The organism is Shewanella aegiceratis, from assembly GCF_019457495.1.
GTDB lineage: Bacteria > Pseudomonadota > Gammaproteobacteria > Enterobacterales > Shewanellaceae > Shewanella > Shewanella loihica.
The window spans coordinates 2311938-2332006 of sequence record NZ_CP080416.1; the positions used below are offsets into that span (position 1 = coordinate 2311938).

16 protein-coding genes are annotated in these 20069 nt (G+C 51.0%); 6 read left to right on the top strand and 10 right to left on the bottom strand.

Annotated features, from left to right (window positions below; all coding sequences use genetic code 11):
• Positions 1–149: 149 nt before the first annotated feature.
• The 3 genes from K0H80_RS10365 to dmeF all read right to left on the bottom strand — a co-directional run bounded on the left by K0H80_RS10365 (position 150) and on the right by dmeF (position 3937).
• The gene (locus tag K0H80_RS10365) at positions 150–1778 is read right to left on the bottom strand and encodes a phosphoethanolamine transferase (protein WP_220071505.1); all 1629 of its coding nucleotides are present in this window, start codon (positions 1776–1778) and stop codon (positions 150–152) included.
• Between the two features lie 566 nt (positions 1779–2344).
• Positions 2345–2758 carry a MarR family winged helix-turn-helix transcriptional regulator gene (locus K0H80_RS10370; protein WP_220071506.1) on the bottom strand — a complete coding sequence of 138 codons (414 nt, stop codon included), beginning with the start codon at positions 2756–2758 and terminating at the stop codon, positions 2345–2347.
• A gap of 42 nt (positions 2759–2800) precedes the next feature.
• Complete coding sequence (gene dmeF, locus K0H80_RS10375) at positions 2801–3937, bottom strand: CDF family Co(II)/Ni(II) efflux transporter DmeF (protein ID WP_220071507.1); 1137 nt, start codon at positions 3935–3937, stop codon at positions 2801–2803.
• 424 nt (positions 3938–4361) lie between these two features.
• On the opposite strand from dmeF, the gene eco reads away from it, so the two are divergent.
• A complete protein-coding gene (gene eco / locus K0H80_RS10380; RefSeq protein ID WP_220071508.1) occupies positions 4362–4919 on the top strand; it encodes a serine protease inhibitor ecotin in 558 nt (185 codons plus the stop codon).
• A 103-nt stretch (positions 4920–5022) separates the two neighbouring features.
• Here eco and K0H80_RS10385 read toward each other — a convergent pair whose 3' ends face one another.
• The 4 genes from K0H80_RS10385 to zwf are packed head-to-tail and all read right to left on the bottom strand — an operon-like array spanning position 5023 to position 9705.
• Positions 5023–5664: a bifunctional 4-hydroxy-2-oxoglutarate aldolase/2-dehydro-3-deoxy-phosphogluconate aldolase gene (locus K0H80_RS10385; protein ID WP_144204237.1), complete on the bottom strand. Its 642-nt coding sequence runs from the start codon at positions 5662–5664 to the stop codon at positions 5023–5025.
• Positions 5665–5685: 21 nt separating this feature from the next.
• The gene (gene edd, locus K0H80_RS10390; RefSeq protein ID WP_220071509.1) at positions 5686–7512 is read right to left on the bottom strand and encodes a phosphogluconate dehydratase; all 1827 of its coding nucleotides are present in this window, start codon (positions 7510–7512) and stop codon (positions 5686–5688) included.
• 9 nt (positions 7513–7521) lie between these two features.
• A complete protein-coding gene (gene pgl, locus K0H80_RS10395) occupies positions 7522–8220 on the bottom strand; it encodes a 6-phosphogluconolactonase (RefSeq protein ID WP_220071510.1) in 699 nt (232 codons plus the stop codon).
• A gap of 12 nt (positions 8221–8232) precedes the next feature.
• On the bottom strand, positions 8233–9705 hold the full coding sequence (zwf, locus tag K0H80_RS10400; protein ID WP_041511194.1) for a glucose-6-phosphate dehydrogenase: 1473 nt from the start codon (positions 9703–9705) through the stop codon (positions 8233–8235).
• 308 nt (positions 9706–10013) lie between these two features.
• Between zwf and K0H80_RS10405 the strand changes: the two genes are divergently transcribed.
• A complete protein-coding gene (locus K0H80_RS10405) occupies positions 10014–10868 on the top strand; it encodes a MurR/RpiR family transcriptional regulator (RefSeq protein ID WP_041511193.1) in 855 nt (284 codons plus the stop codon).
• Positions 10869–11051: 183 nt separating this feature from the next.
• The gene (pyk, locus tag K0H80_RS10410) at positions 11052–12491 is read left to right on the top strand and encodes a pyruvate kinase (RefSeq protein ID WP_041511192.1); all 1440 of its coding nucleotides are present in this window, start codon (positions 11052–11054) and stop codon (positions 12489–12491) included.
• Positions 12492–12616: 125 nt separating this feature from the next.
• Here the strand turns inward: pyk and K0H80_RS10415 are convergent, their stop codons facing one another.
• Both K0H80_RS10415 and psrA read right to left on the bottom strand, forming a co-directional pair.
• A complete protein-coding gene (locus K0H80_RS10415; protein ID WP_220071511.1) occupies positions 12617–14893 on the bottom strand; it encodes an acyl-CoA dehydrogenase in 2277 nt (758 codons plus the stop codon).
• An 8-nt stretch (positions 14894–14901) separates the two neighbouring features.
• The gene (gene psrA, locus K0H80_RS10420) at positions 14902–15540 is read right to left on the bottom strand and encodes a TetR family transcriptional repressor PsrA (RefSeq protein ID WP_220071512.1); all 639 of its coding nucleotides are present in this window, start codon (positions 15538–15540) and stop codon (positions 14902–14904) included.
• A gap of 219 nt (positions 15541–15759) precedes the next feature.
• Here psrA and K0H80_RS10425 point away from each other — a divergent pair, with 219 nt between their 5' ends.
• Positions 15760–17628: a M2 family metallopeptidase gene (locus tag K0H80_RS10425; RefSeq protein ID WP_220071513.1), complete on the top strand. Its 1869-nt coding sequence runs from the start codon at positions 15760–15762 to the stop codon at positions 17626–17628.
• Between the two features lie 214 nt (positions 17629–17842).
• Here K0H80_RS10425 and smrA read toward each other — a convergent pair whose 3' ends face one another.
• Positions 17843–18433: a DNA endonuclease SmrA gene (gene smrA, locus K0H80_RS10430; RefSeq protein ID WP_220071514.1), complete on the bottom strand. Its 591-nt coding sequence runs from the start codon at positions 18431–18433 to the stop codon at positions 17843–17845.
• A 479-nt stretch (positions 18434–18912) separates the two neighbouring features.
• On the opposite strand from smrA, the gene K0H80_RS10435 reads away from it, so the two are divergent.
• On the top strand, positions 18913–19479 hold the full coding sequence (locus tag K0H80_RS10435) for a YybH family protein (protein WP_220071515.1): 567 nt from the start codon (positions 18913–18915) through the stop codon (positions 19477–19479).
• Positions 19472–19951, top strand: a complete 480-nt coding sequence (locus K0H80_RS10440) for a YchJ family protein (protein WP_220071516.1) — start codon at positions 19472–19474, stop codon at positions 19949–19951. Before K0H80_RS10435 ends, K0H80_RS10440 begins: the two co-directional genes overlap by 8 nt.
• Positions 19952–20069: the final 118 nt, after the last annotated feature.

Below are 20069 nucleotides of genomic sequence, written 5' to 3' on the forward strand. Positions count from 1 at the left end.
AGAGATTTTCGCCATTTTATTATTAGAGAAACACTAGCGCACACTCGGCGCCTTCATCCGCGTAATTTAATGAATGAAGGCGCAATCTCTACAATAACGAAAATTTTAAGCCTTACCAGCTATTTTTGTTGTTTTTATGTTACAAACCACTATTTTACCCGGCAAGTCGCAAATAGATCCTTCTCCTTGCGATACACCTCGGTCGATACGTTCATCAGACCAAGCAGGCTGGAGAAGAGGTTATCGTGTGAGAAGCCGCCCTTGGTGGCGTATTCACGTAGACACTGCTTGTCTAAACCATTTTCGGAGGCAAAATCCGCTGAGAGCCAGGCCAGCATAGGGATCTTGATCTGCTCATCCGGTGCTATCGTATAAGGTGCGCCGTGAAGGTACATGCCACTCTCCCCCAGCGACTCGCCGTGGTCGGACACATAGAGCAAGGCGGTATCGGCCTTGTTCTGCTGCGCCTTGAGACGTGAGATCACTTGAGCGATAATATAGTCGGAATACAAGATGGTGTTGTCATAGGTATTCATCAACTCTTCATCGCTGCAGTTTTGGATGTCGCTACGCTGACAATCGGGCACAAACTTGCGATGGGCTTCTGGGTAGCGCAAATAGTAAGTCGGGCCGTGTGACCCTATGATGTGCAGCACGATAAGGGTATCCTTGGTGACACCGTCGGCAAGGCGCTTATCGAGTTCATTCAGCAGCACCTGATCGTAGCAGTAGTGACCGTCGCAGAGCTCTGGGTCGCTATTGAGATCTATGTTGATGTGTTTAACGCGGTCACACACGCCCTTGCAGCCACTGTCATTATCCAACCAGTCCAGCGAGATACCAGCGTGATCCAGCACGTCCATGGCGGTGTCCTGGGCCTGTGCCTGGCGCGCGTCGTAATCTTCTCTATCCATACTCGAGAACATACATGGCAGAGATACGGCCGTTGCCGTGCCGCATGACTCGGTATCTTTAAAGGCAATCATGTCATAAGCCTTGGTATGGGCGTTGGTTGGCTTGTCATAGCCATAGTACTCATAGTTATGGGCCCTGGCAGTCTCGCCGACCACAACCACGACCAAGTTAGGCTTGTCGTTATGATCTAGGGTCAGATTCTTGGCATCTTTGCCCTGCACCTTATAGACCAGCGGTTCCTGGAAGTAGTTAACCTTGACATACTTGATCATAGATCCGATGGCATAGGTCGGGACTATGTAGCGCTTCATCTGATCGTTGTTACGGCCAAAGGCGACATAGTTTTGATAATAGAAGAAGCCGATCACCGCGATACCGGCAAGCATGGCGAACATGAAGGCAAGCTTATGCAGTAGCTCTTTCAGGAAAGGCTTGTAGACGATATCGGCCTTAAAGATCAGCAGCGCCGGCAGCAATCCGGTCAGGGTAAAGTTTAAGATTGAAGACCAGTTAAGATAGGTTAAGGCCTCGGCGCTGTTGGTCTGCACTGTGTTTTCAATCATGCCGTAATCGAACACGACGCCATATTGCAGCGCGGCGAAAAACACACTGGAAGAGATCAGGGTAACGATGATGAAAAACGGCTTAAGCAGATACTTCACCGAAAAAAGCGAGAAGATGAAGCTTAACGCGAAGATAAGAAATAGCGGAATGGTGGCAATGAAGAGGTAATTAACCTCACCCTGCTTCTCTATACCCTGCTGAACGATCTGAAACAGCGGAATATTAAATACGCCTACATAAAATAACGCGGTGATCAGTGTAAACTGATTCACCGAAAGGGTTTTAACGCGTGACAGCACTGAGTGTTCTCTCTGTAAATAAACCTAAAATGACGTTAAATAACTCGCCAAGCCGCCGGTTATAACGACCTGCCAATCAAATAACGCCAAGACTTCTTTTTCATTTCCTGCATCATCTTTCACATCAGGGCCAAACCTGGCCTGAGTCAGAAGCAATTCATGCTCAAAGCACTTAACTTTTAGCACTTAACTTTTAACAGTTAGCTAGCAGCACTTAACTAAAAGTACTTAGCTAATAGCACTTCTCACATAGCACTTAGGTATCAAAATTTTGCCTTTAGTCAAAATTCGGATAGCCTTGGCGCAGAAATGTTGCGGCAATATTACCAATCAACACAGCGCGCCACAATTGTAATCGCTATCCGCCAACCAACACAGGCACAGAACACCTTTGTTAACAGCTATGATTTAAGGGCGATAGCTGAAAGGCCATTTGTTAACTGCTATTTGCTTATAGCGTAAGCCTATTAACCAGCATCTTTGAAAGTTTTGAATTAACACTCGGGAGTTTACACACCCGAGGTGAAAAAAAAGTGTTTTTACAGACGCAGTGCATGAGTTGCGGGTTAAAACTCGCTGTTCATGCGCTGAAAAAAACTCAGCAAGAGCTCACGTTCGCTGTCGGAGAACTTAGCGGTAAGTTGATCGGACAAGCCATGGTGCAGTTGGTCATGCTCTCGGTAGACAGCCTGCCCCTGTTCGGTTAGACCAACCAGAATCGAGCGTCTGTCTTGCTGGTGGGCCTTGCGTGCCACCAGACCCGCCTGCTCCATCTTATCGATCTGCACCGTCAGAGTACCTGTGGTGATCCCCATCTTCTCCGCCAGCTCTTTCATGCGCATGTCACCATTGCCGCCCAAAATCTCAACGGCATGGATCTGAGGCAAGGAGTGGCCGGCATCCTTGACTACGGCCATCTCCCAAGAGGAGAGCTTTTCATAAAATTCGACTATGGTGTGGCTCAATAGGTCTTTATTCATCGTTAACGCACAATTCCTTTTTAAAGAGTTCGAAACTTAAGCTTATTCAGCCCCTTGGCAAGCTACTTGGCGACAAGTGATGAGTTCGACCGTAAGATGGTCAATACGTTCAAATTTGGCCAACTTCTGCTTGAAATAATCCAGCTCCTTCGGCGCATGGCTGACGATAGAGACCATGGCGGCATAATGATCGGCGCTAACACGCCAGACGTGAATGTCGCTCACCTGATGATCTTGCTCGGCCTCGATCAACTCGACCATCTGCTTAACGTATTGTTTCTCTATGCTGGCATCGAGCAGAATCGGCCCAGTTTGCTTCATCAAGCCCCACGCCCAGCTGGTGATGATCACAGCGCCAACCACGCCCATCACGGGATCTAACCAGGTGAGTCCCAGATACTTACCGAACAGTAAGGCGCCAATGGCGAGCAGAGAGGTCAAGGCGTCGGCCATTACATGGAAATACGCAGCGCGCAGGTTGTGATCATGATGACCCTTGTCACCGTGTGCATGCGCTTTTTCATGTTTATGCTCATGAACGTGGTAATGAGCGTCATGCTCGTGGCTATGATCATGGTGATGACTGTCGTGGTGAAGGTCGTGGCTATTATCGTGCTCATGGCTGTGATCATGCTCGTGGCTGTGTGCGTACTCATGGTTGTGAGCCTGATGATGCCCGTGACTGTGATCATGATGATGCCCGTGGTGGTGATGTCCATGGTGGTCTTTTAGCAGAAACACAGAAATTACATTGACCGTCAGGCCGATCACCGCCACAAAGATGGCTTCGTTAAAGTGGATCTGCTCGGGGTTAAACAGGCGGCTCACCGACTCAACCACCATAAGCAGCGCTACCAGTCCGAGTGCAACGGCACTGGTAAAGCCCCCTAATACGCTAACCTTACCTGTACCAAAGGCAAAATCAGGGCTGTTGGCATGTTTCTTCGCATAGTGATAGGCAAACAGGGTAATGAGAAACGCTGCGGCATGGGTACCCATATGCCAGCCGTCGGCCAATAAGGCCATCGAACCGTATACGGTACCAGCAACAATCTCGGCGATCATGGTAAATAGGGTTAGCAGTAACACATAACGGGTGTTGCGCTCGCCATCACTGTTTAAATTAGCGAACTGGTGGCTGTGCTGCCAGGGGGCTAGATGATCCTTTACGTTAGGCATGAATGTTTCTCTATTCGTTTTTATTGGTTAGCTTTTGCTGTTTACTTTGGTTAATTAACTTTGGCTAGTTAACTTGGGTTGTTTAGCTTTTAACGGTTAACTTCTACTGGTTCGTATATAGGTACGTACATAGCTTTGTACATAGGCTCGTTTATTGATTCGAAGCTAGCAGTTTGTGTTTATCAGTACCCGAGACGCTCAGCCCAAATACTTTGAAAACCAAACAGTCAGCATATTAACTAGTTTGATTTTCAAAGTAAACAAACATGAGATGTTCGAATAGAAAACTGCCATTCTCGTCACAAGCCATATTAAAAATTACCTAAAAACAATAAATTAAAAATTATTCTTTGCTTTTAACCCTTTTCCTCTATGCTAGCGTTTATACCTGGTATAACCGTTCAATTTAACGCTAGGAGCTTTCATGAAATTACCATTGAACAAATATACATCTTCCCTATTAATCGGCCTGGGTCTCTCCCTTAGCACCTTTTGTGCCCAGGCGACCAGTCCGGCTAAGCCACAGCAGTTAACCATGCCGGTCGCAATAAGCTACTCTGCAAGCGACTATCAAGCCGAGGATGCAACTAAGATGTTTCCTGCGCCAACAGACGGCCTGGTGCAACATATTCTTACCCTGCCAAAGCTTGCCAATGAGGGCGACTATCGCCTGGAGATAGCCATCGGCCGTAGCGAAGAGGTAGATTGCAACAAGCATGGGCTGTCGGGGGAGATAACTCAGCATACGGTAAAAGGCTGGGGCTATAACTACTATCAGGTGGATGCCATACATCAAGGTCCTAGCACCATGATGGCCTGTTTCGATAAGGCAAAGAAGACAGCATTTCTCACCCTGCCTGAGAAACTTACCTTAGCCTACGACAGTCGCTTACCTAAGGTGTTTTACTTGCCAGCAGGTGCTCAGCTTAGATACCGCATCTGGCAGGCCAGCAGCGACTATCAGTACAGCGAAGCCAAGTAGTTTTGTTCAGGCTGACGACCTGTAGCTCATATTAATCAGATACAAAAAACCTCTGCCTAGGCAGAGGTTTTTTTATAACGCTATCTGTAATTACAAAGCGTAATTACAGGCCGTTGATGGCGTCTTTACACAACTGAGTGATACGCGCCCAGTCGCCCTGCTCCATCGCATCGGTTGGGGCAATCCAGCTGCCACCGATACAATCGACATTCTTAAGCGCCAAATAATCTTTGTAGCTGCTCGGGGTAATACCACCGGTTGGGCAGAAACGTATGTCGGCTAGCGGACCAGAGAAAGCCTTCAGCGCATTCACGCCGCCAGATGCCTCAGCAGGGAAGAACTTAAAGTTGGTGTAACCCAAGGCCATACCCGCCATCACCTCAGAGATGCTAGCAACGCCAGGGATTAACGGCACACTGCCTTTCATCGCCGCCTTTAGCAGCTCAGGCGTGGCACCCGGGGTGATCACAAACTGAGCTCCGGCATCGATTGCCTGCTGCAGCTGCGCTTCGTTAAGCACAGTACCCGCACCAACCAAGGCTTCGGGCACCTCTTTGGCGATCTTGGTGATCGCTTCCAGCGCACAGGGAGTACGCAGCGTCACTTCCAATACGCTGATGCCACCTTCGACCAGGGCTCTGGCGAGTGGAACCGCATCCTCAATCTTATTAATCACCATGACGGGAACGATCGGGCTACGTTTAAAAATATCTTGGGGTTGAATTGACCAGTTATTCTCAGCCATTGCTAAAAGCTTCCTCAATGATTAATAATTTTCGTCTATGGTCGTGGTGCAGCGTGCACCCGTCTCTGGACTACTTAAATTGGAACGCAGGGCTGCAAACAGTTCGCGGCCCATGCCGAAACTGGTACTGCGTAGATCGACTTTTTCCGCTTCACGACTCGCCAGTACAGCCTCATCGACCAGCAGGCTCACCTCACCTGTATTAGCATCGACACGAATCAGGTCACCATTTTCAACTTTAGCGATCAGACCACCGTCTAATGCCTCTGGCGTCAGATGGATCGCCGCAGGCACCTTACCGGATGCACCAGACATACGGCCATCGGTCAGCAGCGCAACCTTAAAGCCTTTATCCTGTAGCGAGCCCAGGATTGGCGTTAACTTATGCAGCTCAGGCATACCGATCGCCTTGGGCCCTTGGCCTTTAACCACGACGACACAGTCTCTGTCGAGCTCTCCGGCCTTGAACAAGCCTTCGAGTTTGTTCTGATCGTCGATCACCACGGCTGGCGCCTCGACAAATCGGTGCGATTCGGCAACCGCTGATACCTTGATCACCGCACGACCCAGGTTACCCTTAAGCAGCTTCAATCCACCGTTGGCCTGGAATGGCGATGCCACGGCCGTCAGCACCTCTTTATCCAGAGAGTGACTTGGGCCTTCGACCCAAACCAATTCATTGTCGATAAGGCGTGGCTCCTGGGTGTAACGACGCAGACCAGGACCGGCCACCGTCAGCACATCTTCATGCAGCAGTCCGGCATCGAGCAGTTCCTTGATCAGGAAGGCCATGCCGCCAGCGGCGTGGAAGTGGTTGATGTCGGCGTGACCGTTAGGATAGACGCGGGCGAGTAACGGCACGGCATCTGACAGCTCAGAGAAATCATCCCAGTTAACGATAATCCCGGCAGCACGGGCAGCGGCAACGATATGCATGGTCAGGTTGGTTGAGCCACCCGTTGCCAACAAGGCAACTATGCCGTTGACCACAGATTTCTCGTTAACCACCTCACCGATTGGCGTGTACTGAGTACCCATTTCTGTGAGACGACACACCTGCTTGGCCGCCATCTTATTGAGGGCTTCACGCAGCGGATCATCAGGATTCACGAATGAGGAACCTGGCAGTTGCAGCCCCATTACCTCAAGCATCAGCTGGTTACTGTTTGCCGTACCGTAGAAGGTACAAGTACCTGCACTGTGATAAGACTTAGATTCTGCTTCCAATAGCGCGGCGCGATCCACCTGCCCTTGGGCAAACTTTTGACGAACCCGCGCCTTCTCTTTGTTAGGAATACCGGATTTCATCGGGCCGGCTGGTACAAACAGCATGGGCAGATGACCGAAGCTAAGGGCGCCGATCAACAGGCCTGGAACTATCTTGTCACAGATCCCCAATAGCAAGGCGCCGTCAAACATGTTGTGAGACAGACCCACAGCCGTTGACATGGCAATTACCTCGCGGCTCAGCAGACTGAGCTCCATGCCAGGTTGCCCTTGGGTCACACCGTCACACATGGCTGGCACACCGGCTGCCACCTGGGCAACGCTGCCAACCTCGTGACAGGCCTCTTTCAGCAGCTGAGGGTAATGCTCGTATGGCTGATGGGCCGACAACATATCGTTGAAGGCGGTGACAATACCTATGTTGGCTTTGTTGAATGTCTTGATGGCATTCTTATCCGCCGGGCTACAGGCGGCAAAACCGTGGGCTAAGTTGCCACAGCTTAGGCTGCTGCGGTGAACGCCGTTAGCTTTTGCTTCGCCCAGCGCCGCAAGATACTTTTCGCGAGTCGCTTTGCTTCTGGCAATGATCCTGTCGGTAACTGACTGTACTACTGAATGCATAATCGCTCCTTAAGCGCTCCAATAAACATCGACGGGTGTCTTATGCTGGGCCAGTACCGCACGTATCGGCATCGCCTTAGCATCGTCATTCTCAAGCGCCTGTCGGTAAACGGCTAGCTTCTGTTCACCGACTATGTGTAAATAGATTTGGCGTGACGCTAAGATCCCAGTCTTAGAGATAGTCATGCGTCCGTGTGGCGCCTCGCCCGGATTCACCGCCAGACAGAGTGCCTGGGTGCTCAATGCCTGCTCTATCTCTTTCGAGCAAGGGAACCAGGAACAGGTATGGCCATCGTTTCCCATGCCAAGCACCACCACATCGAAGGGTTTCGGGAAGTTGGCAAGCTGCTCTATAGCCATGTCGACCCCAGCCTCTGGCTTGGTAAACATATTCTTCAGACCGCGAAACTTGGCGCCCGCGGCGCGGTTTTGCAGCAGGTGCTGTCTCACCAGGCGCTCGTTAGAATCGCTGTGCTCACTATCGACCCAGCGCTCATCGGCCAGGGTGATATAAACATCGTTCCACTCGATTGCCTTGTGGCTTAACAACTTAAATAGCGCCAGGGGCGTCGAGCCGCCAGACACGACCAGGCTCGCCTTACCGCGAGCATCGATGGCAGCCTGTAGCTGCTCGGCGATGCGATCGGCCAGTTGTGCCTCTAGGCTGGCTTTGCTATCAAAAGATTTGAATACGGATTCTTTAATCATCTTAAATTTTCCTTACTCGTCCCAAGAGCGTCCGTCTTTAGCGATCAAAGCGACTGATGCCACGGGGCCCCAGCTACCTGCCGGGTATGGCTTAGGCTTCTCGTTGCTCTCTTCCCACGCTTGGATGATGCCATCGACCCAGGTCCAAGCCTGCTCGACTTCGTCGCGGCGCACAAACAGCGCCTGATTGCCCAACATGGCCTCTAACAATAGACGTTCATAGGCATCGGCGATGCGATCGTTTTTAAACGTATCGGAGAAACTCAAATCCAGCTTGGTGGTTTGCAATCTTTGTTTCTGCTCTAGACCAGGCACCTTGTTCATCATCTGAATCTCAACCCCTTCGTGAGGCTGCAGACGAATAGTCAGCTTGTTCGGCGGTAGGTTGCGATAACTCGAGCGATACAAGTTGTGAGGAGGGTTCTTGAAATAGACGACAATCTCAGAACTCTTGGTCGGCATACGCTTACCGCTACGCAGATAGAAAGGCACGCCGGCCCAGCGCCAGTTGTCGATATCGACGCGCAGGGCGACGAAGGTCTCGGCGTGAGACTGGGTGTTAGCCCCTTCCTCTTCGAGGTAGCCAGGCACAGGAGCGCCCTTTAAGAAACCGGCCGAATATTGTCCGCGTACGGTATTTTCATAGATGTTATCGGCATCTATCTTACGCAGTGACTTAAGTACCTTTACCTTCTCGTCACGAATGCTGTCAGCGTCCAGGTTAACCGGTGGATCCATGGCGACTAGGGTGAGCACCTGCAGCAGGTGGTTTTGGATCATGTCGCGCATCTGACCCGCTTTGTCGAAATAACCCCAACGTCCTTCGATACCTACCTCTTCGGCAACGGTGATCTGCACATGGTCGATCGTACGGTTATCCCACTTAGAGGCAAACAAGGAGTTAGCGAATCGCAGCGCGATCAGGTTCTGTACCGTCTCTTTACCTAGATAGTGGTCGATACGATAGACCTGGTTTTCATTAAAGTAGGCGCTGACTTGATCGTTAATGACTTTAGAAGAAGCGAGATCTGAGCCGATGGGCTTTTCGAGGACGACACGGGTATCTGGATAGATGAGGTTTTGTTCATGCAGGCAGCGACAGATATCGCCAAAGATGGCCGGCGGCGTCGCGAAGTAGTTCACCATGACGCGCTTCTTGGGATCGAGGATCTCATGGAAGGCACTGTAACCTTCTGCCTCGGTGAAGTTAGTCCCAATGTAGACACAGCGCTGGAGGAATCGCGTAAGGGTTTCATCACACAAGGCTTCTTTAACGAAGCTCTTTAGCGCCGTGACAACCAGCTCCTGATACTCATCATGGCTAAAGGCGTCTTTGGCTACCCCGACTATCTTAGTCTCCTCGTTGAGCAGACCGGCCTTATCCAATTGATAAAGCGAAGGGAGTAACTTACGTCTGGCGAGGTCGCCTTTGGTGCCGAACAATACAAAATCACAAGCTTTGGCTTCTGGTGATGTCATGCCCATAGCTTAAAAATCTCCTATGTACTGTGTCCCATCGTTTCGATGAGAAGCTCACATGTTTGTTGTAATATAACAACAGAATTTGTTAATTGCATCTAAATTTTGCAAAAAATGACCTATTAGTAAACTAGCAACGAGACACCAAAATCTGATATGCTTTTTGTGATTAAATTACTATATATAGTAGAAAGTTTGCTCTGTAGTTAGATCATAATTCGTCATATAAACCAAACTGTAGCACTTTTTGTTTGGTTCTATCATGACATAAAAGAATAAATATAATTACATTACAATCCAGTGGATGTACGCATATGAATACCCTAGAAAAGGTTCAGAAAAACCTAACACATTTCAGTAAGTCGGAACGTAAAGTGGCTGAGGTGATATTGGCGTCACCACAAACCGCGATTCACTCCAGCATCGCCACCTTAGCCAAAATGGCCGATGTGAGTGAGCCTACGGTGAACCGCTTCTGCCGCCGTCTCGACACTAAAGGCTTTCCCGATTTTAAGCTGCACTTAGCACAGAGCCTGGCTAATGGCACCCCCTATGTCAGTCGCCACGTCGAGGAAGACGACAGTCCAGATTCATACACCACCAAGATCTTCGAGTCTTCTATGGCGGCACTGGATACGGCTAGACAGAGCATGGACACGGCAGCCATCAACAAGGCCGTCGATATTCTTACCCAGGCAAAGAAGATTTCCTTCTTCGGCCTTGGCGCATCGGCCTCTGTCGCCCATGACGCACAAAACAAATTTTTCCGCTTCAACGTCCCGGTGATCTGCTTCGACGACGTACTGATGCAACGCATGAGCTGCATCAACAGTAGCGAAGGCGACGTGGTCGTGTTGATCAGCCACACAGGCCGCACCAAGTCACTCATCGATATCGCGCGCCTAGCCCGCGAGAACGGCGCCGCGGTGATCGCTATCACCTCGCGCAACTCGCCGCTCAGCGCCGAATGCACCCTCCCCGTCACCATGGAAGTGCCTGAAGATACCGACATGTATCTGCCCATGGCATCGCGCCTGGCACAGCTGGTAATTGTCGACGTGTTGGCCACAGGTTTCACCCTGCGCCGCGGCCCACGTTTCAGAGAGAGTTTAAAGCGCGTGAAAGAGGTGCTGAAAGAGTCTCGTATCGACAAAGAAGCGACTATATAGTCCAGTTTTGTAAGGATATTAGGCGGCCCTTGTATAAGGAGCCGCCTTTTTTTTCACTTTTAATCGCAGCGGTTCACAAAATTAATAATTTGAGATAGATCATTTTGTTTGTAATTTTCCTACAAAACTCCATTTTGTCTGTTAATATAGAGTAAGATTATTTAAAACTTAACGGAGTATCTCATGTTCCGCAGAACCAAAATTGTAACGACTCTGGGTCCAGCAACCGATCGTGACGACAATCTACGTCGTATTATCAAAGCTGGTGCAAACGTTGTTCGCCTCAACTTCTCTCATGGTTCACCTGAAGATCACCTAAAACGTGCCACCGACGTGCGAAATATCGCCAAAGAACTCGGTGTACACGTTGCTGTATTGGGTGACCTACAAGGCCCTAAGATCCGTGTCTCTACCTTCAAAGATAACAAGAAGGTGCAACTGGATCTTGGTCAGGCATTCGTCTTAGATGCCGACCTGGAAAAAGGCCAAGGTGACGAACACCAAGTGGGTATCGACTATAAAGAGCTACCGCAGGATGTCAGCATCGGCGATATCTTGATGCTCGACGATGGTCGTGTTCAGCTTAAAGTTGAGAAAGTTGAAGGTAATAAGGTTCACACCACAGTGACTGTTGCCGGTCCCCTGTCTAACAACAAGGGCATCAACAAGAAAGGTGGTGGTTTGTCTGCCGCAGCTCTGACCGAGAAAGACAAGCAAGACATTATCACCGCAGCAGCCATCAAGGTAGACTACCTGGCTGTTTCATTCCCACGCAGTGGCGCCGACCTAAACTATGCCCGTGAACTGGCACAGAAGGCTGGTAGCAATGCGCTGATCGTCTCTAAAGTTGAGCGCGCAGAAGCCGTAGCTTCAGACGAAGCGATGGACGACGTTATCCTGGCCTCTGACGCAGTCATGGTTGCCCGTGGTGACCTGGGTGTTGAGATTGGTGATGCGGCCCTGGTTGCCGTACAGAAGAAGCTCATCAGCCGCTCTCGTCAGCTGAACAAGAGCGTGATCACCGCGACTCAGATGATGGAGTCTATGATCACCAGCCCAATGCCAACCCGTGCAGAAGTAATGGACGTGGCTAACGCCGTGCTTGATGGCACTGACGCTGTGATGCTGTCGGCAGAAACTGCAGCCGGTGACTTCCCAGAAGAAACCGTTAAGGCTATGGCTAACGTTTGTCTTGGCGCCGAGTCACACCCAAGTGTTCAGGTGTCTAAGCACCGCATGGATGAGCGTTTCACCTCTGTTGAAGAGACAATTGCGCTATCGACCATGTATGCGGCTAACCACCTCGAAGGTGTTAAGGCAATCGTAGCCTTGACCGAATCTGGTGCGACGCCTCAGCTTATGTCGCGTATCAGTTCTGCACTGCCTATCCTGGCACTGTCACGTCACGATGTGACCCTGGCTAAGATGGCGCTTTACCGCGGCGTACAGCCTGTCTACTTCGACTCAACCGCTTACGGCGCAGATGAGCTTGCGAAGAAGGCTTTAGAAGCCCTGACCGAAGCGGGTTACCTCTCTTCTGGTGACATGGTACTGATGACCAAAGGTGACGCAATGGAAACCATCGGCGGTACCAACACCTGTAAGGTACTGATCGTTGCTTAAGACGACTCGCTGAGCGCTAGGTCTTTATATTCCTGGCCTAAGCAAATAAAGAAAAAGGTACGCAATGCGTACCTTTTTTTATGTTCAAAGCTATCTATTAATGAAAGCTCAAAGCATTCGCTTAGTTACAGACTTTCAAACTCATCCACCGCAATTGCAATCTTACGTAGCCTATCGGCCTCGAGTAGCGTATCGCGCTCGGCTTCGTTGATGATCGCTTGCTCAAATGCCTGGGCATACAAGGCATCGTTAGCCTGTTTACGCTCAAGCTTACCTTCCTTCTGAGCACTGCGCAGCGTCTTAAGCAGATGCTTTACCTTGTGCTGGGCGATAAACGCATCTTCCACTTCGGCGATGCCGCTCTTATCCCCGTCAAAATCCGGGCATAGGTGAGTCAATCTATCGCGAGCAGGGCCGGGTCTAAGCATGCTCTGACAAACGGCAATGGTAAGCTTGTCATCCGGGCCATTGAAGTGATTGCCAAGTGGAAACACCAGGGCGCGCATCGCATAGGCCAGCGGACGATTGGGGAAGTTACGCAGCGCGCCGTATAGCGCCTTCGCCGCCCTTTGCAGCCTTAACTGCATCACATAATGCACTGTGGGCAGATCGTCCTGCTGACGGCCATTGTCTTCGAACAGCTTGAGGGTCGCCGAACCTAGGTAGAGTTCACTCAGCACATCTCCCAGACGCGCCGACAACATCTCCTTACGCTTAAGATCGCCGCCCATCACCAACATGGAAAGATCTGTCACGAAGGCTAAGGCCGCGGAGAGCCTAGTCATATCCTTATAATACTGCTTGGTTTCCCCGGATACGGGCGCAGAGTTAAAGCGGCTACCGGTTAAGGCGCCCAAGAGTGAACTTAGGGCATTACGCGCCGCATAGCCCATATGACCCAGCAACAGGTTGTCGAAACGCTCTAAGGCCTCGCCGCTATCTTCCATGGCAGCCGCTTCCATCTCAGCCAGCACATAGGGGTGACAACGGGTCGCCCCCTGACCAAAGATCATCAGGCTACGGGTAAGAATGTTTGCCCCTTCAACCGTAATAGATATCGGCGTGGCCATATAGCCATGACCCAGATAGTTCTTAGGCCCGAGCTGGATCCCCTTGCCCGACTGAATATCCATGGCGTCGTTGAGCACGTCACGGCCCATCTCTGTCATATGATATTTGGCGATGGCGGTAACCACAGAAGGTTTGACCTTAAGATCGATCCCCGTGGTAGTCAGGCGACGCGCCGCCTCCAGCTGATAGGTATTAGCGATGATGCGTGCCAAGGCCTCTTGCACCCCTTCAAACTGGCCAATCGATAAGCCAAACTGATGACGTACATAGCTATAAGCCGTGGTGGTTTTCGTGGTCACATGACCCGAAGCCGTCGCCAGGGCTGGCAGTGAGATACCACGACCGGCAGAGAGGCACTCGACCAGCATGCGCCAGCCTCGGCCCGCGTACTGTGGCCCGCCGATGATCCAATCCAGCGGAATGAAGACATCTTCGCCGCGGGTCGTGCCGTTCATGAATCCCATGTTAAGCGGATTATGGCGATTGCCAATCTCGACCCCAGGATGATCCGTTGGGATCAAGGCGCAGGTGATACCAATTTCTTCTCTGTCGCCCAGCAGGCCATCCGGGTCGCGCATCTGGAACGCCAGGCCCAATACGGTCGACACCGGAGCCAGGGTGATATAGCGCTTATCCCAATTCAGCTTGAGGCCTAACACCTCTTCACCCTGGAACTCACCTCGGCACACTATGCCGGTGTCGGGAATGGCGCCCGCATCAGACCCAGCCTCCGGGCCCGTCAAGGCAAAACAGGGAACCGCCTCACCGCTGGCCAGCTTGGGCAGCCAATGATCGCGCTGCTCCTTGGTGCCATAGTGAGTCAATAGTTCACCTGGGCCTAGGGAATTTGGCACCATCACACTCACCGCCGCGCTAACGCTGCGACTGGCAAGCTTACTGACTATGGTGGAGTTGGCATAGGCAGAAAAGGCCTTACCGCCATACTCTTTAGGAATGATCAGTGCGAAGAAGCCCTCTTTCTTAAAGTAGTCCCATAGCTCGGGCGGCAGATCCTTGCGCTCCTGCACTATGTTGAAATCATCGATCATGGTGAGGGCCGTCATCACCTGCTCATCGATGAAGGCTTTCTCCTCTTCGGTCAGTCGAGGGCGGCCATAGCTGTGGAGCGTGTCCCAATTGGGCTTGCCGCGAAACAGTTCGGCTTCCCACCACACATCGCCGGCCTCCATCGCCTCTTTCTCAGTATCGGAGAGCGGCGGTAACACCTTCTTAAAGAAGGCGAACACCGGCCGAGTGATGCACTGCATACGGATATTTTTCACACCGAAAAGCACTATGATGACCAATAGTGCCAGAATAAAGAGTGTCATATTGCCCCCTACTGCGTTGTCACAGGCACTGCCACACCGGCAGCCAGATACGGAATCACCTTGCGGATCACGGCTTCGATATCGTTGTGCTCATTGAAATCGGCCTCGGCAATCTCTGTCAGGGCATCGGCGGATGCCATGGTGAAGACCACGGTGCCTAAGGTAAAGTGTAATCGCCAAAACATCTCTGCGGGGGGAATATGTGGTGCGCTTTCGGCAACGGCCTTAACGAACTCACTCAGATGCTCACCATAATGTGTGGTGATGAACCATCTTAAATGGCCCTGACTCTCGATATAGCCGCGACCCAGCAGCTGTAGGAAGGTGCGAGTGCCATCGGCCTTGAACTTGTTCAGCTCGAGCAGCGGCTTGACCAGCGACGAGAAGATCTCGTTCAGGCTAGGTTCGCTGACCTGTTTTAATTGTACTACCGCATCGGAGGCTTCTGGCATAAAACGATCCAGATAGCGCGCGAGCACGGCGCGGATCAGCTCTTTCTTAGAGCCAAAATGATAGTTAACCGAGGCGAGATTAACTTCTGCCTTGCTGGTGATCAGTCGCAAGGAGGTTTCTGAAAAGCCGCGCTCGGCGAATAGCTTTTCTGCCGCATCCAGTATTCTTGTTTTCGTGTCGGATCGATTTGCCATTCCGTGACCTACAACTCTGATTTAAACGTGTGTTTAAATTAAACACTGGTTCACTTATTGTCAAATGGAAATCGACATGCTTTGCGCCTAGTAACACTCGTTTGCGGCCAATAAAGGCGATCGCGAAACACACAGAGACGCCATAAACTGTAAACTTTGGCGAAATTGAGTAAACTATGCCTCACAAAAAGCCCCACAAAAATAACAAAGGAAGCTCTTATGAAACCAATTTGTGCCAAGTTGACCCCGATTGCCGTGGTCATAGCACTCTCTCTAGGGATCAGCGGCTGTGAAGGTGAGACCAACGCGGCTAAGTCTAACGGCGAAGGGAAAGCCGCTCAAACGAGCCCGAAACAAGATCCAGTAGCCCAGGCTAACCAATTTATCAACAAGGCCGAAAACCAACTGGCCGAACTGTCCATCGAACAGAATCGCGCCGAATGGATCTACAGTAACTTTATCACTGAAGACACGACCGCCCTCGCCGCCTCTGTTGGCGAGCGTCAGACCGCCCTGTCGGTACAGCTTGCGACCCAGGCCGCTAACTATAGCCAGCTACCTCTGGATGAGGTCAACGCACGTAAACTCAACATATTACGCAGCGCTCTCGTATTACCTGCGCCACTCGATCCTAAGAAGAATGCCGAGCTTGCTAACATCAGCGCCGAGCTAAATGGGCTCTATGGTAAGGGCAAATATTGCCTGGCCGATGGACGCTGTCTGACTCAACCTGAGCTTTCGGGCATCATGGCCAGCTCTCGCGATCCCAAAGAACTCGAGGAGATCTGGCAGGGCTGGCGTGAAATCGCCAAGCCAATGCGCCCGCTGTTTGAACGTGAGGTCGAGTTAGCCAATGAAGGCGCTAAGGATCTGGGTTATGCCAACCTGTCTGAACTCTGGCGCAGCCAGTACGACATGCAGCCCGATGCTTTCTCTACCGAACTCGACAGACTCTGGGGCCAGGTTGAACCCCTGTATGAATCTCTGCACTGTTACGTCAGAGGTGAGCTGAACGAACAATATGGCGATCAGGTGGCACCTAAGCAGGGGCCCATTCCTGCACACCTTTTAGGTAACATGTGGGCACAGCAATGGGGCAACGTCTATGACATGGTCGCGCCGCAAGATGCGGATCCCGGCTATGACGTGACCGAGCTTTTGGCGAAACAGGGCTACGATGAGCATAAGATGGTAAAACAAGCCGAAAGCTTCTTTACCTCGCTGGGTTTCGACCCGCTACCAGACACCTTCTGGAGCCGCTCGCTGTTTGTGCAGCCCAAGGATCGTGACGTGGTCTGCCACGCCTCGGCCTGGGATCTAGACAACTTAGATGATATTCGTATCAAGATGTGTATCCAGAAGACGGCCGAAGACTTCACCGTTATCCACCACGAACTGGGTCATAACTTTTATCAGCGCGCCTATAAAGAGCAGCCCTTCATCTTTAAGAACAGTGCCAACGACGGCTTCCACGAGGCGATCGGCGATACCATAGCACTGTCGATCACCCCAAGTTACCTGAAACAGATCGGCCTACTCGAACAGGTACCCGACGCCTCTAAGGATATCGGCCTACTGCTAAGACAGGCGCTGGATAAGGTTGCCTTCCTGCCTTTCGGTCTGATGATAGATCAATGGCGCTGGAAGGTCTTTAGCGGCGAGATCACTCCGGCACAGTACAACCAAGCCTGGTGGGATCTGCGTGAGAAGTACCAAGGCGTTAAGGCGCCAATCGCTCGTAGCGAAGCCGACTTCGATCCGGGTGCCAAGTATCACGTGCCTGGCAACGTGCCTTACACCCGCTATTTCCTGGCGCATATTCTTCAGTTCCAGTTCCACAAGGCACTGTGTGATATCACCGGCGATACAGGCCCAGTCCACCGTTGCAGCATCTATGGTAACAAGGCGGCGGGCGCCAAGCTCAATGCCATGTTAGAGATGGGTCAGAGCAAGCCTTGGCCGGAAGCCCTGGAAGTGGTGACGGGCAAGAAGACCATGGATGCCTCTGCCGTCATCGACTATTTTGCACCGCTAAAAGTCTGGCTGGATGAGCAGAATAAGCAGGCTAATCGCCAGTGTGGCTGGTAACTCTTGCCAGTAACTCTTGCCAGTAATTCTTGCTGGTAACCGGCATTATCGTTAAAAGACGTGATGCACCGGAGCTGACGCTGGAGCTGAGATAGCAAAAACAAAAAATCACCTCCTTGGAGGTGATTTTTTTTTCGGCGCTTACTAGGGCCTGATTAAAACAACCATCGTCGACCGAATATAAGTGTTAGCTCAACTCAAGGCGTTCTCATTACTAGGCCCATCTATGAGTGCCCTTGTGATGCTGCTCTGCGGTATCTAACTTATCTTGGGCCGATTTGGCCAACATCACCATCATGGCACCAGCACCGCCCCAGGCAGGCGGCGCACTGTGAAAGGCCTGTACTCCCTCTATCTCGGCCAACCAGGCGCTGACATAAGATTTAAGCTTTGCGGGGATCGGCTGGCTATTCACACCCGTACCGTGAATGACGATGAGGTTTCTCAGCCCGGAGCTATGACTATTGGTGACAAAATCATAAAGCAGTTCTCTCGCCCTGGCTAAGCTCAAGCCGGTTAAGTCCAGATCGGCCTGTATCTCATACTTTCCCTGGCGAAACAGCTTAAACACCTGTCCCTGCACGCCCTGGCTTTTAACGCTCACGACGGCTTGTGGCGCCAATGGGGTGATATCATCCAACTCGAGCGATAGTTTCTCCAGCGCCAAGCGCCGTAGCGCCTCTTGGTGGCGTCTTTGCCCCTCCGGACTCGTCCCGCCTTGGCTCGGGGCGACCGCATTGTTTGCCTTTAACGGCTTAACACCTTGCATAGAAGCGAGAAATAAAGCGCTGTCATCTTCACTCATGCCTATCTCCTCCACTCCTGCCTTTAACTACACCGGCGTGATCACTTTGGTGCAGGCGAACCTGTTACACAATCTGCCACAACTAGCCATCAAGACTATCAATCGCGATTATACATCTCGACTATACCGTCGCTCTGGCAGAAATGCTCATCATTGGGAAATTCTCAGCATCCCAGTCAGGTAAAAGTATCCGTTTAGGCTCTCAAAAACTCAAGCCCCCTATAACCCATGGCAGACTAAACGCCTCAAAAATCACCAGGAGGACAGTCAAAAACAAGGCTGCATCATGGAAAGCTCAACGCCGGCTCAACAACATCACCTATGGTGGCGGAAAAGACTAAGAGTCAGGCGAACAACCGCTTAATTGCAGAAAAAAACAACGTCCGGTGCCGGAGACACAATTTGTTAAGAACTAAATCTTTCGCATCAAAAAGCCATGGATTATAGTGACCCTAGTATTAGCAGCAGCGTATAGCTAAATGAAACTCTTCAAATTTGTCCTTATCTTGGGGCTCTGTGCTCTCAATTTCCAAGCCTTAGCCCAGAAGAATGACAATGACGCCTTAAATCAATTCTATAAGCAGTTCAGCGTCGCGTTTGAACAGCTCGATGAGTCTGTTATTCAAGATATTTATGCAGAAAACGCCTGCTACATCCCAGAGCAACAGAATAAAGAGATCACCATGGGGCGAGATAATATTATCGCGCTCTACAAGCGTTTCTTTGGCAAGATTAAACACAAGAATGCGCAGATAGAAGTGGATTTTCGCGTGGTCGAGCGTCAACTGGACAAGCAACAGGCTACCGACGTGGGCTACTATCTGATCCGTTTCTACCCGCCTAAAGAAACCGAAGAACCGGTAAGTGAGTTTGCCGGCAAGTTTGTGATCGTCTCCAAGAAGAAGACGGACGGCAAATGGTACCTCACGGTCGATACCAACAACCGCTCTGAGCCGTCGTTTTACTATAGTGCCAAGCCCTTACCCAACCTCTATTATGGTCGTCAGTTTTCGACCCTGAGCGAGTCAAGCAGCAAACATGACTAACCCCTCCCTCCCTTGCCCCTGTGGCAGGTCGGTAAAAGATAAGCCGCTAAGTTACAAAGAGTGTTGTGAACCTTATCATCTCGGCGGCATCGCGCCGGATCCTGAATCCTTGATGCGCAGCCGCTATTCGGCGTTTGTGCTCAAACGCCATCAGTATCTTATCGATACCCATCATCCCGACTATCTTAACGGCCTGAGCGTGCAGATCCTCGACCAGGAGAATCATACTCACTGGCTGGCGCTCAGCGTCAACAAGAGTCGCAGCGAACAGAATAAGGGAATGGTTGAGTTTCACGCCTGGTATCGGGCAGAAGATGGACTGGATGCCATTCATGAGATCTCAGACTTTGTTAAACAGGATGGACGCTGGTTGTATACCCAGGGTGAGCAACTCTTGCCCAAATACCCTAAACGCAACGATCCCTGTGTCTGTCAGAGTGGTAAGAAGTTTAAACAGTGCTGTCTTAAATAGTAAGGCAGCGTAGAAAACCTATACTGCTGGGAAACTCATCTAAGATGGTCAGTTAGCTATCAGACTGGGCCATTAGACTGTGCTATCAGGCAGAGCCATTAGACACGTCAATAGGCAA